At 56.7% G+C, this 4,043-nt stretch carries 3 protein-coding genes; 1 reads left to right on the forward strand and 2 read right to left on the reverse strand.

The genetic code is table 11. The features are described from left to right. Positions 1 to 44 precede the first annotated feature (44 nt). A complete protein-coding gene (locus HUJ17_RS03190) occupies positions 45 to 347 on the reverse strand; it encodes a Rieske 2Fe-2S domain-containing protein (RefSeq protein WP_290509316.1) in 303 nt (100 codons plus the stop codon). 190 nt (positions 348 to 537) lie between these two features. Further along, positions 538 to 2,910 (reverse strand): phosphoenolpyruvate synthase, encoded by a 2,373-nt coding sequence (gene ppsA / locus HUJ17_RS03195; RefSeq protein WP_290509317.1) that lies wholly within the window; start codon positions 2,908 to 2,910, stop codon positions 538 to 540. Between the two features lie 465 nt (positions 2,911 to 3,375). Between ppsA and HUJ17_RS03200 the strand changes: the two genes are divergently transcribed. Beyond that, positions 3,376 to 4,043 (forward strand): pyruvate, water dikinase regulatory protein (locus HUJ17_RS03200; RefSeq protein ID WP_290509318.1); only part of this gene is annotated, 668 nt, incomplete at its 3' end.

Here is a 4,043-nt window from a genome sequence, read left to right on the forward strand (position 1 = left end):
TTTTTCAGTGAATTCTGTGTTCTCTGTGATGAAAACCGAATGTGCTACGGAGAAAGATCCACGCCCAACCAGGGGCCGTCGTAGTCGACCCGGTACTGCTCGAGCTGGTAGCTAGCGCTGAGGCAGCGACCGCTTCGCAGCGAAAACGTCAGCCCATGCCCCGGGCAACGCAACTCACCATGACTGATGGTGCAACGATCCAGTGGAAAATCCGCATGAGGGCAACGTCGTTGCATTAGCCGGGTTTCCCCCTCTTCATGAATCAACAACAGCTCAAGCCGTCCGACTTTCACAGGCAGCCGTAATCCGTCATATAAATCCAGCGTTCTGATCAGGCGATGAAACATGGCTTACCTTCACTCAACTGTTGGAAATACAGCACGTTAGCCTCATCTCCTGGTCGCTTCCGGCTGAATACCAACTTTCTGGAGCGGAGGAATGAGGGCAAAAACGTTACCGTCCAGCCACAACGTAAAAAGCCCGCAATAGCGGGCTTTTTACTGTGCTGAGAAGCACCTTGCAGGTCAAGCTGGCAAATCAGTTGCCATGCTTCTCTGCCAGGTAAAACCAGGTATCCAGTACGGAATCCGGGTTCAGGGACACGGAAGAGATCCCCTGCTCCATCAGCCACTTGGCCAGGTCAGGATGGTCAGACGGGCCCTGGCCGCAGATGCCAATGTACTTGCCTTGAGCATTACAGGCATCGATGGCCATCTTGAGCAACTTCTTGACCGCCGGATCACGCTCATCAAACAGATGGCTGACGATACCGGAATCCCGGTCCAGGCCCAGAGTCAGCTGGGTCAGATCGTTGGAGCCGATGGAGAAGCCGTCAAAGTGCTGCAGGAACTCGTCGGCAAGCAGCGCGTTGGTGGGCAGTTCGCACATCATGATGACACGCAGACCATTCTCGCCACGCTTCAGGCCGTTCTTGGCCAACAGATCAACCGCCTGCTCCGCTTCGCCCACTGTCCGCACGAAGGGCACCATGATTTCCACATTGGTGAAGCCCATTACGTCACGCACTTTCTTCAGGGCACGACATTCCAGCTCGAAGCAGTCACGGAAGTTTTCGCTGATGTAACGGCTGGCACCCCGGAAGCCCAGCATGGGGTTCTCTTCTTCCGGCTCGTACAGCTTGCCGCCGATCAGGTTGGCATACTCGTTGGACTTGAAGTCGGACAGGCGAACGATGACCTTTTCCGGGTGGAAAGCGGCGGCCAGGGTCGAGATACCCTCAACCAGCTTCTCCACGTAGAAATCCACCGGATTGCCGTAACCGGCAGTGCGCTTGTCCACGTTCTGCTTCACGTCCTTGGGCAAGGTGTCGTAGTTCAGCAGCGCTTTCGGGTGCACACCGATCATGCGGTTGATGATGAATTCCAGGCGGGCCAGGCCCACGCCCTGGTTTGGCAGGCCAGCGAAATCAAAGGCACGATCCGGGTTACCCACGTTCATCATAATCTTGAACGGCAGCTTGGGCATGGATTCGATGGAGTTGCGCTGAATGTCGAATTCCAGCTGGCCTTCGTAGATCTTGCCGGTATCCCCTTCGGCACAGGAAGCAGTCACTTCCTGACCGTCCTTGAGAACGTCAGTGGCATCGCCACAGCCCACAATGGCAGGCACACCCAGTTCACGGGCGATGATCGCCGCATGGCAGGTACGACCACCACGGTTGGTGATAATGGCCGCTGCACGCTTCATGACCGGCTCCCAGTCCGGGTCAGTCATGTCGGTGACCAGCACATCGCCGGACTGGACCTTGTCCATTTCCTTGATGTTGGTGACGATCCGCACCTTGCCGGCACCGATACGCTGGCCAATGGAGCGGCCTTCAACCAGCACCTTGCCAGTCTGCTTGAGCAGGTAGCGCTCCATCACATTCACATCGGAGCGGCTCTTCACGGTTTCCGGACGAGCCTGAACGATGTACAGCTTGCCGTCGTCACCATCCAGCGCCCACTCAATATCCATGGGCATGCCGTAATGTTTTTCGATCTCGATGGCCTGACGGGACAGGTTTTCAATCTGTTCGTCATTCAGGCAGTAGACCATGCGCTCGGCATTATCCACTTCCACAATCTTCACGGACTTGCCCGCAGAGGCTTCAGCCCCGTAAATCATCTTCTGCATCTTGCTGCCCAGATTCCGGCGCAGGATGGCAGGTTTCTTGTTCAACAGGGTCTTCTTGTGAACATAGAACTCATCCGGGTTTACCGCACCCTGTACCACCATTTCACCCAGACCGTAAGAGGCAGTAATAAAGACCACATCCCGGAAGCCAGATTCGGTGTCCATGGAGAACATCACGCCGGCGGCGCCCGTTTCGGAGCGCACCATGCGCTGCACGCCGGCGGACAGCGCCACCAGCTTGTGATCAAAACCCTGGTGAACGCGATAGCTGATGGCGCGATCATTGAACAGGGAGGCAAATACTTCCTTCACCGCGATCATGACACTGTCGATGCCACGGATGTTCAGGAAGGTTTCCTGCTGGCCAGCAAAGGAGGCATCCGGCAGGTCTTCTGCGGTCGCGGAAGAACGAACCGCCACCGGCAGATCAGCATTCCCTTCGCCGATCTTTTCATACGCTTCGCGGATGGCCGCATCCAGCGCTGGCTGGAAAGGCGCATCGACTACCCACTGGCGGATCTGCTCGCCAGTCTTGGCCAGAGCAACCACATCCTCAACATCCAGGGCGCTAAGGGCGTCATTGATTTTCTGGGTCAGATTGTTGTGCTCGAGGAACTCGCGAAAGGCTTCAGCGGTGGTGGCAAAACCGCCCGGAACGGAGACACCCGCTGCCGACAGATTGCTGATCATCTCACCGAGGGATGCATTCTTGCCGCCTACGCGCTCAACGTCATCTTTCCCCAGGTCCTGAAACCAGACTACATATTCCGCCAAGGTCGTCTCCTTTTTACGTATTACCGTTGATTACTGGCCTGAACCGGCTCTAATCGAGCCGACATTCTACTCAAAACCCGCACAGTTTGCCCGCCCCACGTCGTAATTTGGGTACGAGTTTGGTCAATCCCTGCATCTGAAGCCTGTCATACCCCTTTCCTGGGCACTATCCCCTTGAAAATGAAAGGGTAATTAACCTGCGAGCTTGCCCATGCGGCGCAGTTTAGAAGGATGTGAAGGCAGGGACAACGTTCAAGGTGGGATTTCCCGGATTTGAAACTCCAGCTAGCCGAAGATAGCACTGGCCCCAACTCCCTACGAGCTCTAGACTGTGATCATTGAAAACAATGACTTACACCCGGCCGTAGGGGTGGCGCTTGAGACGCGAATGACTGGAGCCACGTCTTCGCAAGTAGCTTTGCGGCTCAAGCGCCGCTCCTACAGCACATAAAACGGCTGAACCCAATGAAAAGAACCGCATTCTACCTCTCTGACGGCACCGGCATCACCGCTGAAACCCTCGGCCACAGCATGCTCAGTCAGTTCGGTGATATTGAATTTGTGCAGGTCACCCTGCCCTTCGTCCAGTCCGATGAGCAGACCCGCGAAGCGGTAGCCCGTATCAACAAGGCCTCACAAGAAGACGGCCAGAAACCCGTGGTCTTTTCCACCCTGGTAAACAACGACCACCGCGCCCTGCTACACGGCTGCGATGCCCTGGTACTGGACCTGTTCGGTGCCTTCCTCAACCCCCTGGAGGACGAACTGGGCGTACGCTCCAGCCACAAGATCAACCAAAGCCACGCCATCCGCGACGCGGAGTCCTATCGCATCCGTATCAATGCCGTGCATTTCGCCCTGGACAACGACGACGGCGCCCGTACCCGCCACTACGATCAGGCGGACGTAATCCTTATCGGTGTCTCCCGATCCGGCAAGACCCCCACCTGCCTCTACCTGGCGCTGCAGTTCGGCCTGTTCACCGCCAACTACCCGCTCACCGAGGACGACTTCGACGACCTGCGGTTACCCAAGCCGCTGGTCGAGCACAAACAAAAACTGTTCGGCCTCACCATCAACGCCGACCGCCTCAGCGCCATCCGCAGCGAACGCAAAGCCGGCAGTAAATATGC

The organism is Alcanivorax sp., from assembly GCF_014762765.1.
Taxonomy (GTDB): Bacteria; Pseudomonadota; Gammaproteobacteria; order Pseudomonadales; family Alcanivoracaceae; genus Alcanivorax.

Bases quoted from the DNA above. Each gene is read 5' to 3' on its own strand.
- HUJ17_RS03190 (WP_290509316.1), bottom strand. From the start codon at position 347: ATGTTTCATCGCCTGATCAGAACGCTGGATTTATATGACGGATTACGG.